This window comes from Streptomyces nidicola (genome assembly GCF_050106155.1).
Classification (GTDB): domain Bacteria; phylum Actinomycetota; class Actinomycetes; order Streptomycetales; family Streptomycetaceae; genus Streptomyces.
The window spans coordinates 2,304,058-2,322,544 of record NZ_JBNBPI010000001.1 but is presented as its reverse complement, the minus strand read 5'-3'; the positions used below and the strand labels follow the sequence as shown (position 1 = coordinate 2,322,544).

The window sequence follows — 18,487 nt, the reverse complement described above, 5'->3', positions numbered from 1 at the left end:
AAAGGACTCACCCGCTTGTGCGGAGGATGCCACCCGCCGCCCGTCCCCGGCAGGCCCCTGACACGCGGTCTTGTGCGCGGGCACAACGGGGGCGGTCGGGGGCTGGGCCCGCGCAGCGATTCGCGGGTCGCCCGTGGACGGGCCGTCCGCGCGGTGCTGTCGTGAGCGCCACCGGTCCAGGGAGGGACGCACACAGTGACCGATGTGAGCGATGCAAGAGAACCAGGGCTCCTCGTCGACGACGTATCCGTCGGCTACGGGCCCGTCCGCGCCCTGCGCGGCGTGACGTTGGAGGTGCCTCCGGGCTCCGTCGTCGCCGTGCTCGGCGGCAACGGAGCGGGCAAGACGACGCTGCTGCGCGCCGTGTCGCGCACCCTCGGCTTCCACGGCGGGGCGGTGACGTCCGGCAGGGTGTACTTCGGCGGCAATGGGGCCTCCCCTGCTCGAACGGAGTTGAGAGCTCGGGGAAGGATCGACGGACTGTCCGCCGACCGCGTGGTGGCCGCCGGAATCTGCCAAGTCCCGGAGGGGCGACGGGTGTTCGCGCGGATGACCGTCGCGGACAATCTGCGGGCCGGCGCGCTCGGCTCCCACGGGTCGCGCGCCGCGAAGGCGGCGTCGCTGCGGCGCGTGCACGAACTGTTCCCGGTGCTCGCCGACCGGGCGCACCAACGGGCGGGGCTGCTGTCCGGCGGCGAGCAGCAGATGCTGGCCGTGGGCCGCGCCCTGATGGCCGCGCCGAAACTGCTGCTCCTGGACGAACCGTCACTGGGCCTCGCCCCGTTGATGGCGGCCCGGATCGCCGACACGATCCGCGAGATCAACGCCCAGGGCGACCGCCAGGTCTCCGTACTCCTCGTCGAACAGAACGCGGCGCTCGCGCTGCGGCTCGCCTCGCACGCGTACGTCCTGGAGGTCGGTGAGATCACCCTGCACGGCCGCGCCGACGAACTCGCGGGATCCGACGAGGTGCGCCGCCGCTATCTGGGCGTGGTCGACGAGACGGCCGCGTCGGACGCCGCGGCCGCCACCGGCGGGTCAGCGCACGCGCCGACGCTCAAGCGTTGGGGAGGTGCGCGATGACGGACGTGGCGACCTCGCACGTGGACGTACCGCCGCCGCACGCGGACGTACCACCTCTGTACGTACGGGACTTGACGGTGCGCTTCGCGGGCCTCACCGCCCTCGACGCCATCGGCATGACCGTCGAACCGGGCACGGTGCACGCCGTCATCGGCCCGAACGGCGCGGGCAAGTCCACCACCTTCAACGTCCTCTCCGGCGTCTACCGGGCCACCTCCGGCACCGTCCACCTCGGCGAGCGCGAACTCACGGGCCTGCCCCCGCACCGCATCGCCGAACTCGGCGTCGCCCGCACCTTCCAGAACCTCGCCCTGCCGCCGCACACCACCGTCGCCGACAGCCTGCTGCTCGGCCGGCACCGGCTGACCCGCGCGGGTTTCGTCGCGGCGGGCCTGCGGCTGCCGTCGGCGGTCCGGGAGGAGCGCCTCCACCGCGAACGGGTCGCGGAGATCGCAGAGTTCGTCGGCATCGCCGATCAACTCACCACACCCACCGGCTCGTTGCCGTACGGCGCGCAGAAGCTCGCCGAACTCGCCCGCGCCCTGTGCATGGAGCCCAAGATCCTCCTCCTGGACGAACCCGTCGCCGGTATGACCGCCGACGAACGCCGCCGCACCGCCGCCGTCATCGCGGGCGTCCGCGACAGCCTCGGCATCTCGATCGTCCTGGTCGAACACGACATGGGTGTCGTCATGCGGCTCGCCGACGAGGTGACGGTCCTCGACTTCGGCCGCCGCATCGCGGGCGGCCCCCCGGAGCGGGTGCAGAACGACCCGGCGGTGGTCCAGGCGTACCTGGGCACCCCCGAAGAGCCGGAGGCCTCCGCATGACCGATTTCACGACGTTCCTCGAACTCCTCATCAACGGCATCTCGATGGGCTCCGTCTACGCCCTCATCGCCCTCGGCTTCGTCGTCATCTTCCGGGCCACCGAGGTCGTCAACTTCGCCCACGCGTCGCTGCTGCTCGCCGGCGGGTACGTCATCGCGTCGCTCCACGACGACATCGGGTTCTGGCCCGCGGTCGGCGTCGGCATCGCGGCCGCGGCCGTCGTCGGCGGCGCCGTCGAGTTCTTCGTGATGCGGCGCTACCGGGGGCGCGACCACAGCGTCCTCGCCATCGTCACCATCGGCGTCGACATCCTCCTGACCACCGAACTCACCCGCCGCCTCGGCACGGACGTGCTCGCCATGGGCGACCCGTGGGGCGATGCCGTGCTCACCGTCGGCGGGGTCTCCATCGCGCACACCCGGATCGCCGCGCTCGCCGCGGCGGCCCTGCTCATCACCACCTTCCTGCTCACGTTCCGCTACACCTCGTGGGGCGTCGCGATGCGCGCCGCCGCCGAGAGCAGCGAGACCGCAGCGCTGATGGGCGTACGGCTCGGGCGGGTGTCGCTCGGCGCGTGGGCGGTGGCGGGCGGGCTCGCCGCCGTCGCCGCGCTGTTCCTGACCGTGTTCCCGACGCCGGGCCTCGAACGGGCCACGTCCCTCGCCGCGTTGAAGGCCTTCCCCGCCGCGATCCTCGGCGGACTCGACTCCACCACCGGCGCGCTCGTCGGCGGGCTCATCGTCGGCGTCACCGAGTCCCTCGCCGCCGGCTACCAGAGCGAACTCGCCTTCATGGGCCGCGGCCTCGGCGATCTCGCGCCCTATCTCGTGATGACCGTGATCCTGCTGCTGCGGCCCTCGGGGCTCTTCGGGACGAAGGAGCTGGCCCGTGTCTGACGTACTCGCATCGGATGCCCCACCGACCAAGTCCCATACTGTGAAAGGCACTTCACTGCGCAGGCGCCTCTCGCGCCGCCGTACGTACGTCATCGCGGCCTGCGCCCTGCTGCTGCTCGCCCTGCCGTTCTACCTGGAGCGCTTCTGGCTCCAGGCCGGCCTGTTCGCCATGGCCGCCGCCATCGGCGCCATCGGCCTCAACCTGCTCACCGGCGCGACCGGCCAACTCTCCATGGGGCACGCCTTCTTCCTCGCCATCGGCGCCTACGGGTACTGCGTGTTCGCGGGGGAGCGGGGCCAGACGCTGGACGGGCTCGGCCTGCCGCCGTGGCTCGCCGCCGTGCTCGCGGTGCTCGTCGCGGGCGTCGCGGGCGGCCTGTTCAGCCCCATCGCGGGCCGCCTCAAGGGCGCGTACCTCGGCATCGCGACCCTCGCGCTGATCTTCATCGGGCAGCACGTCCTGTTCAACGCCGAAGACCTGACGGGCGGCGCCAACGGGCGCGACGTACCCGCCATGAGCCTGTTCGGCCTCACCTTCGACGACAGTGAACTCGCCGTCGCGGGCGTGCCGTTCGGTGCGTCCGAGAAGCTCTGGTACCTCGGGCTGCTGCTCACGCTCGGCTGCGGACTCTTCGCGCGCGGCGTGCTGCGCGGACGGCCGGGACGGGCGCTGAACGCGATCCGCGACCACCGGATCGCGGCCGGGGTGCTCGGCGTGCCGGTCGCCCGCTACCGCGGCTTCGTCTTCGTGCTCTCGTCGATGTACGCGGGGCTCGCGGGCGTCCTGCTCGCCCTGGTCTTCCAGCGCACCGTGCCCGACTACTTCGGCATCACGCTCTCCCTCGAATACCTCGCCATGATCGTCATCGGCGGCCTCGGCTCTGTGGCGGGCGCCGTCGTCGGCGCGGCCTTCGTCTCGCTCCTGCCGCAGCTGCTCACCCGGTACAGCGACGCCCTGCCCCTGGTCTCCGCCCCCGGCACCGGCGGCGTGGCACCGGGCGAGGCATCCCGCTATCTGTACGGCGCCGCCGTCGTGGCGGTGGTCCTTTTCCTACCCGGCGGACTTGTGCGGCTGACCGCCCCGCGCGCCAGCAAACACCCTCAGGAGGACGCATGAACCCAAGGAACGGCCGCACCCGCATGCTCACGGTGACCGCCGTGGCCACCCTGCTCGCCCTGACCGCCGCGTGCAGCTCCAAGGCCAAGGACGACGGGGACGGCGACAAGCAGAGCGCCGGCGGCATCAAGACCGGCAAGGGCATCACCGGCAAGACGATCAACCTCGGCGTCCTCACCGACATGACCGGCGTCTACGCGACGCTCGGCAAGAGCGTCACCCAGGCGCAGCAGCTGTACGTGAAGCAGTTCAACGACGCGGGCGGCGCCTGCGGCTACAAGGCCAAGCTGACCGTGCGCGACCACGGCTACGACCCGCAGAAGGCCGTCGCCGGCTACACGGAGCTTGCGCCCGACGTGCTCGGCTTCCCGCAGTTCCTCGGCTCGCCGTTCGTGGCCGCCGTCAAGAAGCGCATCGACGGCCAGGACAAGGCGCTCGTGCTGCCGCAGGCCTGGTCGGCGCATCTGCTCGGCAGCCCGTACGTGCGCGTCATCGGATCGACGTACGACATCGAGACGATCAACGCGATCGACTTCCTGATGAAGGAGAAGGGCCTCAAGAAGGGCGACAAGCTCGGCCACGTCTACTTCGAGGGCGACTACGGCGAGAACGCGCTGCAGGGCTCCGAGTACATGGCGGAGAAGGAGGGTCTTACCCTCGTCAAGCAGAAGATCAAGCCGACCGACAACGATATGACTGCCCAGGTCACCGCCCTGAAGAAGGCAGGCGTGAAGGGCGTCGTGATCAGCGCGGGCCCGCGCCAGGCGGCCTCCCTCGTCGGTGTCGCGGCGGCGGCGAAGCTGAACGCGCCGATCATCGGCAACAACTCGGCGTACTCGCCGCAGCTGCTCGGCACGCAGGCGGCCCCGGCGCTGCTGAAGAACTACTGGGTCGCCTCGCCCTCGCTGCCCATCGGCGCGGACACCCCGGAGGCGAAGAAGCTCGTCGCCGACTACAAGAAGGCGTATCCGAAGGACTCGCTCGACAACGGCGTCGTCGCGGGCTGGACCGCCGCGGCCGTGTTCGGCGAGGCTCTGAAGAAGGCCTGCGAGAGCAAGGACCTCACGCGTGAGGGCGTCGACAAGGCGCTGCTGTCCCTCAGTGACTTCGACAACGGCTTCGGCGTAGCCCAGGACTTCAGCGACCCCAAGGCCCCGTCCTCCCACGAATCGGTGATCCTGCAGCCCGACAAGTCGGCGGTCGGCGGCATGAAGGTCGTGCGTCAGCCGACCGAGTCCGCGGAGGCCAAGGGCTTTACGCCCACGGTGAGTTGACGCCCCCGTGTGTCGGCCGCGCCGGGGCATCCGAACGCTCCCGGCCTGGCCGACACACCCCTCCTCGCCCCGAAAACACGTGGACCGCCCGCACCCCGTCACGGGACACTCCGATGCTCGGCCACATCACGGCCGGCAACCCACACCCCAACACCCAAGGGACGGGATCGGATTGACCTCATTGCGCGAAGTGCCACCGAGCCGCGGCTCGGTACTGCTCGCACTCCGCTACTACGGACGGGAGCTGTCCCGGGCACGCAGGTTCGCGGCTCCCGCGATGCTGCTGCCCGCGCTCGGCAACATCGGCCTCTTCTACCTCGCGCCGCTCGTCGTCGCCAAGCTCGTCGGCCACCTCGCCGACGGTGGTGAGCGCACCGCCGACGCGCTGCTGCCCTACGTCCTCTGCTTCGCCGGTGTACTGCTCGCCGCCGAAGTGCTGTGGCGCATCGGATTCCACTGCATCAACCGGCTCGAGGCGGGCGCCATCTCGCGCCTGTACGTCATCGGCATGGACGAGCTGTACGCGAAGGACGCCACGTTCTTCCACGACAACTTCGCCGGCTCGCTCACCAAGCGCGTCCTGAGCTTCGCCTCCCGCTTCGAGGAGTTCGCGGACGTACTGATCTTCAACGTGATGGCCAGCTTCGTACCGATCGTGTTCGGATCGGTCGTGCTGTGGCGGTACGAGCCGTGGCTCGTCGTCGTGCTCCTGGCCATGATCGCGATCACCGGGCTGTGCGTGCGGCCCCTGATCCGGCGCCGCCAGAAGCTGGTCAACGCGCGCGAGGCGGCGTTCACCCACATGTCGGGGCATGTCGCCGACAGCCTGATGAACATGGAGACGGTCCGCGCCTTCGCAGCCGAGGAGCGCGAGGCCGCCGAGCACCGGGAGCGGGTCGCGGACGCGCGCGGCCACATACTGCGGGCCTGGGACTACGGCAATCTGCGCGTGGACACCCTCGTCGCCCCGCTCTCCGTGCTGACCAACGCCCTCGGACTGCTGCTCGCCGTCGCCCTCGCGGGCAGCGGCCAGGGCGTCGAGGCGATCGTCGTCGCGTTCACGTACTTCACCAACGCGACCCGGATCATGTTCGAGTTCAACCAGATCTACCGGCGTCTGGAGCGCGCCATGACGGAGGCGGCCCAGTTCACCGAGCTGCTGATGGACAAGCCGAAGGTGCTCGACCCGGCGGAGCCCGAGGAGCCGCAGGAGACCTCGGCCGCCGCCGTCCGCTTCGAGCGGGTCGCGTACGCGCACGCCGGCGCGGAGCCGCTGTTCACCGGGCTCGACCTGACCGTGCCCGGTGGTACGCGGCTCGGCCTTGTCGGCCGCTCGGGCGGCGGCAAGACGACCCTGACCAGGCTGCTGCTGCGGATGATGGACATCGACGGCGGCCGGATCCTGATCGACGGCCAGGACATCTCCAAGCTGCGCCAGGCCGACCTGCGGTCCCGGATCGCGTACGTCCCCCAGGAGCCGGCCATGTTCCACCGCAGCCTGCGCGAGAACATCGCCTTCGCCCGGCCGGGGGCGAGCGCGGCGGAGGTCAGGCGGGCGGCGGAGGCGGCGCACGTCACCGAGTTCGCCGACGCGCTGCCCGAAGGGTTCGACACGATGGTGGGAGAGCGCGGCATCAAGCTCTCCGGAGGCCAGCGCCAGCGGGTGGCCCTGGCCCGCGCGATCCTGCGCGACGCCCCCATCCTCCTGCTGGACGAGGCGACCAGCGCCCTCGACTCGGAGAGCGAGATCCTCGTCCAGGAGGCCCTCTGGCGCCTCATGGAGGGCCGCACGGCCCTGGTCGTCGCCCACCGTCTGAGCACGGTGGCCGGCATGGACCACCTGGTCGTCCTGGACCACGGCCGCATCGTGGAGCAGGGCACCCACACCGACCTCCTGGCCGCCCACGGCACGTACGCCAAGCTGTGGCAACACCAGTCGGGCGGTTTCCTGGAGGAGGTGGCGTAAGCCTGGCGGCGCCGCGCAAATCAAGCCCCGCCTTTCGAACGAGAGCCCGCGGGGTCCGGGGCAGAGCCCCGAGTCCGCAACCACGGCACCGGTGACACGCAAAAAGGCGGTGGGCCCGAGCCAAAAAGGCTCGGGCCCACCGCCCACACGTTCCGCCGGGCTACGGCAACTGCGCCGCACGCGCCTCACGCCGATTGCCCCGGAAGTTGTTCACTCGCCGCGCCGTCGCGAACAGCGGGATCACCGCGCCGAGCACGACCTGCAACGTGCAGCCCGTCGCCAGCAGCAGCTGCCCACCGGGCGCGTCGAACGCCCACGCCGCCAGCAGCCCCATGCTCGCCACGATCCACCCCAGCATCGCGACGGCGAGTCGCCCCCGCGGCTTCGGGTACTCGACACGGCTGACCATGAGCCACGCCGTACCGATGATCGCGAGGAGCGTCGCCACGAAGGGCAGCTCGAGCAGCACGATCGAGACGACGGTCAGCGCGCCGAACGGCGACGGCATGCCCTGGAACGTGCCGTCCTTCACGGTCACGCACGAGAACCGCGCAAGCCGCAGCACCACCGCCAACAGCACGACGATCGCGCCCACCGCCGCGACTCTCTGGTGCGCGTCGTCGGCGACCATGCCGTAGACCAGCACGAAGTACGCAGGCGCCAGACCGAAGCTGATCAGGTCCGACAGGTTGTCCAGCTCCGCGCCCATCGGCGAGGACCGCAGCTTGCGCGCCACCAGACCGTCGAACAGGTCGAAGATCGCGGCGGCGAGCATCAGGATCACGGCGGTCGCGGCGGAGTGCCGCGCCATGCCGGAGTCCGAGCTGCCCTGGATGTGCGGGATCAGGATCCCGGTCGTCGTGAAGTAGACGGCCATGAAGCCGCACGTGGCGTTGCCCAGCGTCAGGGTGTCCGCTATCGACAGGCGGAGCGACAGCGGCATCTCTTCCGCGTCGTCCGCCATGTCGTCGTCCGCCCAGGCCGGAGTCTCGGGGTCAGTCACGGTCAATTCGGGTCACCCCAGCCACCGTCTTCTGGCCGACCTCGACGTCGGCCTCGACGCCCTCGGGAAGGTAGATGTCGACACGCGAACCGAAGCGGATCAGGCCGATCCGCTCGCCCTGCTCGACCTTCGTGCCCTGGGGGATGTAGGGCACGATGCGGCGGGCGACGGCGCCGGCGATCTGGATCATCTCGATGTCACCGAGCTCGGTGTCGAAGTGCCAGACGACGCGCTCGTTGTTCTCGCTCTCCTTGTTGAAGGCGGGAACGAAGCCACCGGGGATGTGCTCGACCGACGTGACCGTGCCCGCGAGGGGAGCGCGGTTCACATGCACGTTCAGCGGGCTCATGAAGATCGCGACGCGGGTGCGCCCGTCCTTCCACGGCATGATGCTCTGCACCACACCGTCGGCCGGGGAGATGACCCGGCCCTCGGTGATCTCGCGCTCGGGGTCGCGGAAGAACCACAGCATGCCGGCCGCCAGAGCGGTGGTCGGAACGGCGAGTGCGGCTGCCTTCTTGGAGCGACGCGAGCGCGCCAGGCTGAGAGCAGCCGTGGCGACGGTCGGGAGAAGCCACGGCGAGGCTCCGCGCGCAAGACGTCCCTTGAGGACGCCGTCGCGTGGTGCAGAGATTTGGCTGTGGGGCATGGATGACCTTCGTAGCGGATGAGGCCGCGCAGTTTACGGGGGGACGGCGGCTTTTCCGGGGATGCTATCGGTTGCGAGCCACAACTGGGCAAGCCAGGAAGCCACATCGGACGGTAGGCGTCCCCCGGAGCGCGCCTACGGGGTGTGATCTTCTTCGCGAAGAAACACCCCGTAAACGGACATCTGGCCCAGGATCAGCCTTGGGATCGATACTCCTCGAGGAGCCGACGACCAATGATCATTTTCTGGATCTCGGCGGTACCTTCGCCGATCAGCAACATCGGTGCCTCGCGGTAGAGACGCTCGATCTCGTACTCCTTGGAGAAGCCGTAGCCGCCGTGGATCCGGAAGGCGTCCTCGACGACTTCCTTGCAGTATTCGGAGGCCAGGTACTTGGCCATCCCTGCCTCGAGGTCGTTACGTTCCCCGGAGTCCTTTTTGCGTGCTGCATTGACCATCATCGCATGGGCGGCCTCGACCTTGGTGGCCATCTCGGCCAACTTGAACTGGATCGCCTGGTGCTGCGCGATGGGCTTTCCGAAAGTGTGCCGTTGCTGCGCGTAATCGACACCCAGTTCAAATGCACGCTGTGCGACGCCACAGCCACGCGCGGCGACATTCACCCGCCCGACTTCCACGCCGTCCATCATTTGGTAGAAGCCCCGGCCGGTCTCCCCGCCCAATACGCGATTGGCCGGAATGCGCAGGTCATCCATGATGAGTTCGGTCGTGTCGACGCCCTTGTAACCCATCTTGTCGATCTTTCCGGGGATGGTCAGGCCCGGACGGACCTCACCGAAGCCGGGTTCCTTCTCGACGAGGAACGTCGTCATCGACTTGTGCGGCGCGGAGCCCTCCGGGTGACCTTCATCACTTCGCGTGAGAACCGCCACAAGCGTTGACGAACCGCCGTTCGTCAGCCACATCTTCTGGCCGTTCAGAAGGTAACTGTCGCCGTCCTTAACCGCCTTTGACGTGATGGCCGACACGTCGGAGCCAAGTCCCGGTTCGGACATGGAGAATGCGCCGCGCACCTCCCCGAGTGCCATGCGCGGGAGGAAGTGGTCCTTCTGCTCCTGCGTGCCGTGCTGCTTGAGCATGTAGGCCACGATGAAGTGGGTGTTGATGATGCCGGAGACCGACATCCAGCCGCGCGCTATCTCTTCCACGCACAGCGCGTACGTGAGCAGCGACTCGCCAAGACCCCCGTACTCCTCGGGAATCATGAGTCCGAACAGGCCCAACTCCTTGAGCCCGTCGACGATCTGTTGCGGGTACTCGTCGCGGTGCTCGAGTTCGGTCGCGACCGGGAGGATCTCTTTGTCGACGAAGTCCCTGACGGTGGACAGAATTTCCTGCTGGACGTCGGTGAGACCGGCGGTCTGGGCGAGTCGTGCCATGGCTACTTCTCCTGCTCCTTGAGCTGGGGGCGGCCGGGCTGTTCGCCGCCGCGCTCCTTGATGTACGTCTCGGTGGGCACCATCACCTTGCGGCGGAAGACGCAGACGAGCGTGCCGTCCTGCTTGTAGCCCTTGGTTTCTACGTAGACGATGCCCCGGTCCGATTTCGACTTGGACGGAGTCTTGTCCAGGACCGTGGTCTCGCCGTAGATGGTGTCGCCGTGGAAGGTCGGCGCCACGTGCTTCAGCGACTCGATCTCCAGGTTGGCGATCGCCTTGCCCGACACGTCCGGCACGGACATCCCGAGGAGGAGCGAGTAGATGTAGTTCCCGACGACGACGTTCTTACCGAAGTCCGTCGTCTTCTCCGCATAGTTCGAGTCCATGTGGAGCGGGTGATGGTTCATCGTCAGGAGACAGAAGAGATGGTCGTCGTACTCGGTGACCGTCTTTCCGGGCCAGTGCTTGTAGACGTCCCCGACGGTGAACTCTTCGTAAGTGCGGCCGAACTGCATTGTCGCTACGCCTCCGGGATCTCGAACTTCGACGTGCGCTGCATGCCGGCCGCACGACCCTTCCCGGAGATGACGAGCGCCATCTTCCGGCTGGCCTCGTCGATCATCTCGTCGCCGAGCATCGCGGAGCCCTTCTTGCCGCCGGCCTCGGACGTGCAGTAGTCGTACGCGTCCAGGATCAGCTCGGCGTGGTCGTAGTCCTCCTGGGAGGGCGAGAAGACCTCGTTGGCGGCCTCGACCTGGCCGGGGTGCAGGACCCACTTGCCGTCGAAGCCGAGCGCGGCGGCGCGGCCCGCGACCTCGCGGAAGCCGTCGACGTTCTTGATCTGCAGGTAGGGGCCGTCGATCGCCTGGAGGTCGTTGGCGCGGGCCGCCATCAGGATCTTCATCAGGATGTAGTGGTACGCGTCGGCGCCGTAGCCGGGCGGCTGCTCGCCGACGACCAGGGACTTCATGTTGATGGAGGCCATGAAGTCGGCCGGGCCGAAGATGATGGTCTCGGTGCGCGGCGAGGCCTCGGCGATCGCGTTGACGTTGTTGAGGCCCTGCGCGTTCTCGATCTGCGCCTCGATGCCGATCTTCCCGACCTCGAAGCCCATCGTCTTCTCGATCTGGGTGAGGAGGAGATCGAGGGCGACGATCTGGTCGGCCGTCTGGACCTTCGGCAGCATGATGCAGTCGAGGTTCTGGCCCGCGCCCTCGACGACGGTCACGACGTCGCGGTACGTCCACTCGGTCGTCCAGTCGTTGACCCGCACGACGCGCGTCTTGCCCGTCCAGTCGCCCTCGTTGAGGAACTTGACGATGGTGTGCCGCGCCTCGGGCTTGGCGAGCGGGGCGCAGGCGTCCTCCAGGTCGAGGAAGACCTGGTCGGCGTCGAGGCCCTGGGCCTTCTCCAGGAAGCGCGGGTTCGAGCCGGGGACGGCAAGACACGAACGGCGCGGGCGAAGGCGGTTGACCTGGGTCATGCGGGGACCTCCAGTGGGTCGAGGTGGTTCGCTGTGCGGATCTCGTCGACGATACGGCCGATGATCTCCGTGATGCCGAAGTCCTTGGGGGTGAAGACGGCGGCCACACCCGCCCGCTTCAGGTCTTCGGCATCGGCATTCGGGATGATGCCCCCGACGATCACGGGGATGTCGGTGGCGCCCGCCTCACGCAGGCGGGCGAGCACGTCGGGCACCAGCTCGGCGTGCGAACCGGACAGGATCGACAGGCCGACGCAGTGCACGTCCTCGGCGAGCGCGGCGGACACGATCTGTTCGGGCGTGAGCCGGATGCCCTGGTAGACCACTTCGAACCCGGCGTCGCGGGCCCGTACGGCGATCTGCTCGGCGCCGTTGGAGTGTCCGTCCAGGCCCGGCTTGCCGACCAACAGGCGGAGCTTTCCGCCGAGTTCGTCGCCGGTGCGGCGGACCTTCTCGCGGACCTCGGCCATCGGCGTGCCCTCCTCGGCGGCGACCGCGACCGGAGCCGACGAGACGCCCGTAGGGGCGCGGAACTCGCCGAACACCTCGCGCAGGGCCGCCGCCCACTCGCCGGTCGTGACCCCGGCGCGGGCGCATTCGAGGGTGGCCTCCATGAGGTTCTCCGTGCCGGCCGCGGCCTCCTTGAGGCGGTCGAGGGCCTGCCCGGTGGTCGGGTAGTGGAACGGATCGCCCATGCCCTGCCGGTCGGAGGACTCCTCACGCGTCGTACGCCAGTCACCGATGGCCCGGACGACCCGCGCCTCGACGTCGTGGTCCACCGTCATGATCGCGGTGTCCAGGTCGGCGGTGAGCGGGTTCGGCTCGGTGCCCTCGTAGCAGTTGACGCCGACGATCTTCTCCTCGCCGGCCTCGATCCGCGCGCGGCGCTCCGCGTGCGAGGAGACGAGCTGCGACTTCAGGTAGCCGGACTCGACGGCGGCCATGGCGCCGCCCATCTCCTGGATCCGGTCGATCTCGGCGAAGGACTCGGCGACCAGCTCGTCGACCTTCTTCTCGATGACGTGCGAGCCCGCGAAGATGTCCTCGTACTCCAACAGGTCGCTCTCGTGGGCGAGGACCTGCTGGATGCGCAGGGACCACTGCTGGTCCCAGGGCCGGGGGAGACCCAACGCCTCGTTCCAGGCCGGGAGTTGGACGGCACGGGCGCGCGCGTCCTTGGAGAGCGTCACGGCCAGCATCTCGAGGACGATCCGCTGGACGTTGTTCTCCGGCTGCGCCTCGGTCAGGCCGAGGGAGTTGACCTGAACCCCGTACCGGAAGCGGCGCTGCTTCGCGTTCTCGACGCCGTACCGCTCGCGCGTGATCTGGTCCCAGATCCGCCCGAACGCCCGCATCTTGCACATCTCCTCGATGAACCGGACTCCCGCGTTCACGAAGAAGGAGATGCGGGCCACGACGTCCCCGAACTTCTCCTCGGGGACCTGCCCTGAGTCGCGTACGGCGTCGAGAACCGCGATGGCGGTGGACATCGCGTAGGCGATCTCCTGGACCGGAGTGGCCCCCGCCTCCTGGAGGTGGTAGCTGCAGATGTTGATCGGGTTCCACTTCGGCATGTTGGCGACCGTGTACGTGATCATGTCGGTCGTGAGCCGGAGCGAGGGGCCCGGGGGGAACACGTGCGTGCCCCGCGACAGGTACTCCTTGACGATGTCGTTCTGCGTCGTCCCCTGGAGCGCCGCGATGTCCGCGCCCTGTTCCTCCGCGACGACCTGGTAGAGCGCCAGGGTCCACATGGCGGTGGCGTTGATGGTCATCGAGGTGTTCATCTGCTCCAGCGGGATGTCCTGGAACAGCCGCCGCATGTCACCGAGATGGGACACCGGGACGCCGACCCGGCCGACCTCGCCGCGGGCGAGGATGTGGTCGGGGTCGTAGCCGGTCTGGGTCGGCAGGTCGAAGGCGACCGACAGGCCCGTCTGCCCCTTGGCGAGGTTGTTCCGGTACAGCTCGTTGGACGCCTCCGCCGTGGAGTGACCGGCGTACGTGCGCATGAGCCACGGTCGGTCCTTCTGACGCTCAGTCATCTGCACTGTCTCCTACGAGAGTTCAGAAGGTCTCAGACGTTCCGGAACCGGTTGATGGCGTCGATGTGCTGCGCCCGCTTCTCGTGGTCGCGGACGCCGAGGCCCTCCTCGGGGGCGAGCGCGAGGACGCCGACCTTGCCCTGGTGGAGGTTGCGGTGCACGTCGTAGGCGGCCTGGCCGGTGTCCTCCAGGGAGTAGACCTTCGACAGCGTCGGGTGGATCTTGCCCTTGGCGATCAGGCGGTTGGCCTCCCACGCCTCGCGGTAGTTGGCGAAGTGCGAGCCGATGATCCGCTTCAGCGACATCCACAGGTAGCGGTTGTCGTACTCGTGCATGTAGCCCGAGGTGGAGGCGCAGGTGGTGATGGTGCCGCCCTTGCGCGTGACGTAGACGCTGGCGCCGAAGGTCTCGCGGCCGGGGTGCTCGAAGACGATGTCGATGTCCTCGCCGCCGGTGAACTCGCGGATGCGCTTGCCGAAGCGCTTCCACTCCTTCGGGTCCTGGGTGCGCTCGTCCTTCCAGAACTTGTAGCCCTCGGCGTTGCGGTCGATGACCGCCTCGGCGCCCATGCCCTTGCAGATGGCGGCCTTCTCCGGGCTGGAGACGACGCAGATCGGGTTGGCGCCGCCGGCGAGGGCGAACTGCGTGGCGTACGAGCCGAGTCCGCCGCTCGCGCCCCAGATCAGGACGTTGTCGCCCTGCTTCATACCGGCGCCGTTGCGCGACACCAACTGGCGGTACGCGGTGGAGTTCACGAGGCCGGGAGCGGCGGCCTCCTCCCAGCTGAGGTGGTCCGGCTTCGGCATCAGCTGGTTGGACTTCACGAGCGCGATCTCGGCGAGGCCGCCGAAGTTGGTCTCGAAGCCCCAGATGCGCTGCTCGGGGTCGAGCATCGTGTCGTTGTGCCCGTCGCTCGACTCCAGCTCGACGCTGAGGCAGTGCGCGACGACCTCGTCGCCCGGGTTCCAGGCGTTCACGCCGGGACCGGTGCGCAGCACGACGCCCGCGAGGTCGGAGCCGATGATGTGGTACGGCAGGTCGTGACGCTTCGTCAGTTCGCTCAACCTGCCGTAGCGCTCCAGGAATCCGAAGGTCGCCATCGGCTCGAAGATCGAGGTCCAGACGGAGTTGTAGTTCACGGAGGAGGCCATGACGGCGACGAGGGCCTCGCCCGGGCCGAGCTCGGGAACGGGCACGTCGTCCAGGTGGATGGACTTGCGCGGGTCCTTCTCGCGGGTCTCGAGCCCGGCGAACATCTCCGTCTCGTCCTTGTGCACGGTGATCGCGCGGTACGAGTCGGGGAGCGGCAGGGCGGCGAAGTCGGCAGACGTGGCGGTCTGCGACTGAATCGCGTCCAGGATGTCCTTCACGGTGGTGCCTCCGGCGGTGAGCGTCTGAGGGGAACGCTGAGTCGGGTGTGGCTGATGGCTGCGGTGGTGCGATGAGGGTGTGTGCCGTCGGTTCGGCGGGGTGGTGCTGTGGCAGCGCTTGGTGTGGCGCGGAAGGTTGCCTGTGACGCAGGCGTCCGGGCGCGCGAATCACGGTCGTACGTGCCTCGCGGGGACAGCCCTCGCACGGAAGTTTTCCATGCGCCGGCCGCCCGGACACCTTCAACGTATGGCACGCCGTGACAACACACAAGGCACTGCGTGCCATTAATTTCGCTCAGGTGAATTTTTTGTTGTTCAAGTGAGCGATGATCGATCAGGCGAGGTCAGGGCCGGGTTTCCGGGCGTGGAAAAGATCGATGATCGATCGCCGCGGTCGGTGATGGCGGGGAAGGGGAACACAAAAGGCGCCTCACCTGGCACTGCGTGCCAGGTGAGGCGCCTTGGAAGTGGCGGCCCCGCTACCGGTTCTTGAGCGCCTCTTCGATCGTGCGCATGACCTCCGGAAGCGGCGCGTCCGTGCGTGCCACCGTCACCAGGACCTCGCCGTTCTGCGAGACCTGCGCGGGGGCCGAGGGCGCGGCCGGGGTGCGGCCCGCGCCGATGCCGGTGCCGAACGTGCGGCGCACGATGGCGAAGGCGTGGTCGAGCTGGGTCTCGACGTCGCCCTGGCCGCCGGCCCGCAGCCAGCGGCGCAGCACGTGGTTGTGGGCCGTGACGACGGCGGAGGCGGCCACCTCGGCGAGTAGCGGGTCGTCGTTGCCGTCGTGGTGGGCCTGCTCGTCGAAGTGGCCCAGGAGATAGCGGGTGAACAGGCGCTCGTAGCGGGCCACCGAGGCGATCTCGGCCTCCCGCAGCGTCGGCACCTCGCGGGTCAGCTGGTAGCGGGCCACCGCCACCGTCGGCGACGCCGCGTACATCTTCATGACTTCCTTGATGCCCCGGCAGACCGTGTCCAGCGGGTGCTCCGAGGGCGGCGCCGCGTTGAGCACGGCCTCCGCGCGCACCAGGGTGTCGTCGTGGTCCGGGAAGATCGCCTCTTCCTTGGAGCGGAAGTGGCGGAAGAACGTGCGCCGGGCGACCCCGGCGGTCGCGGCGATCTCGTCGACCGTCGTCGCCTCGTACCCCTTCGTGGCGAAGAGTTCCATCGCCGCGGCCGCCAGCTCGCGGCGCATCTTGAGCCGCTGGGCGGCGGCCCGGTTGCCCGCGGCGCTCTCCGGGGCGTCGGGCGTGGCGGAGGTACGAGTGGACTGGTCGGCCTTGGACATGACCCGAACGTACTGCATGTACGTGCCCGGTGGTGCCCCGGTCAGCGGGCCGCCCGACTCCCCGAGCAGCCCACCCCATCCGGATTCGGCCTCCCCGGACGAATCAGCGGCAGGGCCTGTCCGGCGGATCCGGCTGGAGTCGCGGGGGCTGGCACGCCCATCTGCGGCGTTGTCGTCAATCACCATCGCTCCGCGATGCCTCAATCCTCCGCCTTGCAGCTGGACGCGCCAGCCCCCGCTCGCCCGCACCGATCGTTCGAGGCCATCCGTAACCAGCCCGATCCGCCGGACAGGCCCTACGCATATTCGCGGAAACCACGGCCCGTCTTGCGGCCGAGGCAGCCCGCGGCCACCAGGTGCTCCAGGAGCGGTGCGGGGGCGAGGCCCGGGTCGCGGAACTCGCGGTGCAGCACCTGCTCGATGGCGAGGGAGACGTCCAGGCCGACCACGTCGAGGAGTTCGAACGGGCCCATCGGGTAGCCGCCGCCGAGCTTCATCGCGGCGTCGATGTCGTCGAGCGAGGCGTAGTGCTGCTCGACCATCTTGATCGCGTTGTTCAGGTACGGGAAGAGCAGCGCGTTCACGATGAACCCGGCACGGTCCCCGCAGTCCACGGGGTGCTTGCGGACCTTGCGGGTCAGCTCGCGGACGGTGGCGTGCACCTCGTCGGACGTGAGCACCGTGCGCACGACCTCGACGAGCTTCATGGCCGGCGCCGGGTTGAAGAAGTGCATGCCGATGACGTCCTGCGGGCGCGAGGTCGCGCGGGCGCAGGCGACGACGGGCAGCGAGGAGGTCGTGGTCGCGAGGATCGCACCGGGCTTGCAGACCTTGTCGAACGTCGCGAACAGCTCCCGCTTGACGTCCAGGTCCTCGGCGACGGCCTCCAGCGCCAGATCGACGTCGGCGAACGCGTCGTAGGAACCGGCGGGGGAGATGCGCGCGAGCGCCACCTCGGCGTTCTCCGCGGTCATCCGGCCCTTGTCGACGGAGCGACGAAGCGACTTGCCGATACGGGACTTGGCCGCCTCCGCCTTCTCCTCGCTGCGGGCCGCGAGCACCACGTCGTACCCGGCCTTCGCGAACACTTCGGCGATCCCGGACGCCATCGTCCCCGAGCCCGCGACGCCGACGGAGCGCACGGTGCGGGCGGGTCCTGTGAGCGCGTCGCTCAGCGGTGTCAGTGCGTCGCGCACCACGACGGAGCTGCCCGGCGCCTCGTACGTGTAGAAACCGCGGCCCGCCTTGCGCCCGGTCAGGCCTGCCTCGCTGAGCTGCTTGAGGATCGGGGCGGGGGCGTGCAGCCGGTCGTGCGACTCGGCGTACATGGCGTCGAGGACGGTACGCGCGGTGTCGACGCCGATCAGGTCGAGCAGGGCGAGCGGACCCATCGGCAGCCCGCAGCCCAGCTTCATCGCGGCGTCGATGTCCTCGCGCGAGGCGTACTTGGCCTCGTACATGGCGGCGGCCTGGTTGAGGTAGCCGAACAGCAGCCCGTCGGCGACGAAACCGGGCCGGTCGCCGACCGCCACCGGGTCCTTGCCCAGCTCGATGGCGAGATCGGTGACGGTGGCGACGGCGGCCGGTGCGGTGAGCACGCTGGAGACCACCTCGACGAGCTTCATCGCCGGCGCCGGGTTGAAGAAGTGCAGGCCGAGGACGCGCTCGGGCCGCGCCGAATCGGCGGCGAGCCGGGTCACCGACAGCGCGTTCGTGCCGGTCGCGAGGACCGTGTCGGGGCGCACGATGCCGTCGAGCTCGCGGAAGACCTGCTGCTTGAGCTCGTACGACTCCGGGACGACCTCGATCACCAGGTCGGCCTCTGCCGCGGCCTGGAGATCCGTGAACGTACGGAAGCGGGCGAGCAGGTCCGCCCGCTGCTGCTCGGTGAGGTGCTCGCGGCGCACCGCACGCGCCGTCGAGGCCTCCACGGACGCCACGGCCTGCGCGGTGGCGGACTCGCTGATGTCGATGCCGATGACCTCGCGCCCGGCACGGGCCAGGACCTCGGCGATGCCGGTGCCCATCGTGCCGAGGCCGACGACGGCCACAGTCGAGATACGGGACAGGGGAGCGTCCATCTGG

General features: G+C 69.1%; 15 protein-coding genes. 6 read left to right on the top strand and 9 right to left on the bottom strand.

The features are described 5' to 3' along the window. Positions 1–204 precede the first annotated feature (204 nt). From ACOKM3_RS10670 to ACOKM3_RS10645, 6 genes are all read left to right on the top strand, one after another. Positions 205–1,083, top strand: a complete 879-nt coding sequence (locus ACOKM3_RS10670; RefSeq protein ID WP_426899251.1) for an ABC transporter ATP-binding protein — start codon at positions 205–207, stop codon at positions 1,081–1,083. Beyond that, complete coding sequence (locus ACOKM3_RS10665) at positions 1,080–1,913, top strand: ABC transporter ATP-binding protein (RefSeq protein WP_426899249.1); 834 nt, start codon at positions 1,080–1,082, stop codon at positions 1,911–1,913. Before ACOKM3_RS10670 ends, ACOKM3_RS10665 begins: the two co-directional genes overlap by 4 nt. Further along, complete coding sequence (locus tag ACOKM3_RS10660) at positions 1,910–2,809, top strand: branched-chain amino acid ABC transporter permease (protein ID WP_426899247.1); 900 nt, start codon at positions 1,910–1,912, stop codon at positions 2,807–2,809. The genes ACOKM3_RS10665 and ACOKM3_RS10660 overlap by 4 nt, the downstream gene beginning before the upstream one ends. Next, on the top strand, positions 2,802–3,926 hold the full coding sequence (locus ACOKM3_RS10655; RefSeq protein WP_426899245.1) for a branched-chain amino acid ABC transporter permease: 1,125 nt from the start codon (positions 2,802–2,804) through the stop codon (positions 3,924–3,926). Before ACOKM3_RS10660 ends, ACOKM3_RS10655 begins: the two co-directional genes overlap by 8 nt. Beyond that, the gene (locus ACOKM3_RS10650; protein ID WP_426899243.1) at positions 3,923–5,200 is read left to right on the top strand and encodes an ABC transporter substrate-binding protein; all 1,278 of its coding nucleotides are present in this window, start codon (positions 3,923–3,925) and stop codon (positions 5,198–5,200) included. The genes ACOKM3_RS10655 and ACOKM3_RS10650 overlap by 4 nt, the downstream gene beginning before the upstream one ends. Positions 5,201–5,366: 166 nt before the next feature. Continuing rightward, complete coding sequence (locus tag ACOKM3_RS10645; protein WP_426906759.1) at positions 5,367–7,166, top strand: ABC transporter ATP-binding protein; 1,800 nt, start codon at positions 5,367–5,369, stop codon at positions 7,164–7,166. Positions 7,167–7,326: 160 nt separating this feature from the next. Here ACOKM3_RS10645 and pssA read toward each other — a convergent pair whose 3' ends face one another. From pssA to ACOKM3_RS10600, 9 genes are all read right to left on the bottom strand, one after another. Continuing rightward, on the bottom strand, positions 7,327–8,130 hold the full coding sequence (gene pssA / locus ACOKM3_RS10640) for a CDP-diacylglycerol--serine O-phosphatidyltransferase (RefSeq protein ID WP_266715411.1): 804 nt from the start codon (positions 8,128–8,130) through the stop codon (positions 7,327–7,329). Between the two features lie 31 nt (positions 8,131–8,161). Next, positions 8,162–8,818 carry a phosphatidylserine decarboxylase gene (locus ACOKM3_RS10635; RefSeq protein WP_426899241.1) on the bottom strand — a complete coding sequence of 219 codons (657 nt, stop codon included), beginning with the start codon at positions 8,816–8,818 and terminating at the stop codon, positions 8,162–8,164. A gap of 194 nt (positions 8,819–9,012) precedes the next feature. Continuing rightward, positions 9,013–10,218, bottom strand: coding sequence for an acyl-CoA dehydrogenase family protein (locus ACOKM3_RS10630; RefSeq protein WP_267068643.1), 1,206 nt, complete (start codon positions 10,216–10,218; stop codon positions 9,013–9,015). Between the two features lie 2 nt (positions 10,219–10,220). Next, positions 10,221–10,733 (bottom strand): MaoC family dehydratase, encoded by a 513-nt coding sequence (locus ACOKM3_RS10625; protein ID WP_426899238.1) that lies wholly within the window; start codon positions 10,731–10,733, stop codon positions 10,221–10,223. Positions 10,734–10,738: 5 nt separating this feature from the next. Then, a complete protein-coding gene (locus tag ACOKM3_RS10620; protein ID WP_327660763.1) occupies positions 10,739–11,701 on the bottom strand; it encodes an HpcH/HpaI aldolase/citrate lyase family protein in 963 nt (320 codons plus the stop codon). Beyond that, complete coding sequence (locus ACOKM3_RS10615; protein WP_426899236.1) at positions 11,698–13,746, bottom strand: protein meaA; 2,049 nt, start codon at positions 13,744–13,746, stop codon at positions 11,698–11,700. The genes ACOKM3_RS10620 and ACOKM3_RS10615 overlap by 4 nt, the downstream gene beginning before the upstream one ends. Before the next feature lie 32 nt (positions 13,747–13,778). Next, complete coding sequence (ccrA, locus tag ACOKM3_RS10610) at positions 13,779–15,116, bottom strand: crotonyl-CoA carboxylase/reductase (RefSeq protein WP_426899234.1); 1,338 nt, start codon at positions 15,114–15,116, stop codon at positions 13,779–13,781. 479 nt (positions 15,117–15,595) lie between these two features. Then, positions 15,596–16,420 (bottom strand): TetR family transcriptional regulator, encoded by an 825-nt coding sequence (locus ACOKM3_RS10605; RefSeq protein ID WP_426906758.1) that lies wholly within the window; start codon positions 16,418–16,420, stop codon positions 15,596–15,598. Positions 16,421–16,698: 278 nt separating this feature from the next. Beyond that, positions 16,699–18,483, bottom strand: a complete 1,785-nt coding sequence (locus ACOKM3_RS10600; protein ID WP_426899232.1) for a 3-hydroxyacyl-CoA dehydrogenase family protein — start codon at positions 18,481–18,483, stop codon at positions 16,699–16,701. Positions 18,484–18,487 lie beyond the last annotated feature (4 nt).

What these genes read in the sequence shown, in the direction of transcription:
- ACOKM3_RS10660 (WP_426899247.1), top strand. Translation starts at nt 1,910, where the DNA reads ATGACCGATTTCACGACGTTCCTCGAACTCCTCATCAACGGCATCTCG.
- ACOKM3_RS10620 (WP_327660763.1), bottom strand. Translation starts at nt 11,701, where the DNA reads ATGACCCAGGTCAACCGCCTTCGCCCGCGCCGTTCGTGTCTTGCCGTC.
- ACOKM3_RS10600 (WP_426899232.1), bottom strand. Translation starts at nt 18,483, where the DNA reads ATGGACGCTCCCCTGTCCCGTATCTCGACTGTGGCCGTCGTCGGCCTC.
- ACOKM3_RS10605 (WP_426906758.1), bottom strand. Translation starts at nt 16,420, where the DNA reads ATGCAGTACGTTCGGGTCATGTCCAAGGCCGACCAGTCCACTCGTACC.
- ACOKM3_RS10650 (WP_426899243.1), top strand. Translation starts at nt 3,923, where the DNA reads ATGAACCCAAGGAACGGCCGCACCCGCATGCTCACGGTGACCGCCGTG.
- ACOKM3_RS10635 (WP_426899241.1), bottom strand. Translation starts at nt 8,818, where the DNA reads ATGCCCCACAGCCAAATCTCTGCACCACGCGACGGCGTCCTCAAGGGA.
- pssA (WP_266715411.1), bottom strand. Translation starts at nt 8,130, where the DNA reads ATGGCGGACGACGCGGAAGAGATGCCGCTGTCGCTCCGCCTGTCGATA.
- ACOKM3_RS10625 (WP_426899238.1), bottom strand. Translation starts at nt 10,733, where the DNA reads ATGCAGTTCGGCCGCACTTACGAAGAGTTCACCGTCGGGGACGTCTAC.
- ACOKM3_RS10615 (WP_426899236.1), bottom strand. Translation starts at nt 13,746, where the DNA reads ATGACTGAGCGTCAGAAGGACCGACCGTGGCTCATGCGCACGTACGCC.
- ACOKM3_RS10665 (WP_426899249.1), top strand. Translation starts at nt 1,080, where the DNA reads ATGACGGACGTGGCGACCTCGCACGTGGACGTACCGCCGCCGCACGCG.
- ACOKM3_RS10630 (WP_267068643.1), bottom strand. Translation starts at nt 10,218, where the DNA reads ATGGCACGACTCGCCCAGACCGCCGGTCTCACCGACGTCCAGCAGGAA.